General features: G+C 62.2%; 1 protein-coding gene. It reads left to right on the plus strand.

The features are described from left to right. Nucleotides 1-262, plus strand: a 262-nt coding sequence (locus HB393_RS24945) for a transposase (protein ID WP_213807936.1), incomplete at both ends; no start/stop codon positions are given.

Consider the following 262-nt stretch of genomic DNA (forward strand, 5'->3'; position numbering starts at 1 on the left):
CGGCTTACTGGTTGATGGTTCGACGTTACTGCGCCAGGTGCGGCGTCGCGTTCCGCCTCTTCCCGGCTCGGCTCCGCGGGTACTTGGAGTGGATGACTGGGCATGGAAGAAGGGACACCGGTACGGGACGATTCTCTGCGATCTGGAAGCAGGCCGGGTTGTGGATCTACTTCCGGACCGGGAAGCCGGAACACTAGCGACATGGTTGCAAGAGCATCCGGGAACGAAGATCGTTAGCAGGGACCGGGCCAGCGCCTATGCC

Origin of the sequence: Granulicella sp. dw_53 (assembly GCF_018449545.1) — a bacterium.
In the GTDB taxonomy this organism is placed as follows: Bacteria; Acidobacteriota; Terriglobia; order Terriglobales; family Acidobacteriaceae; genus Edaphobacter.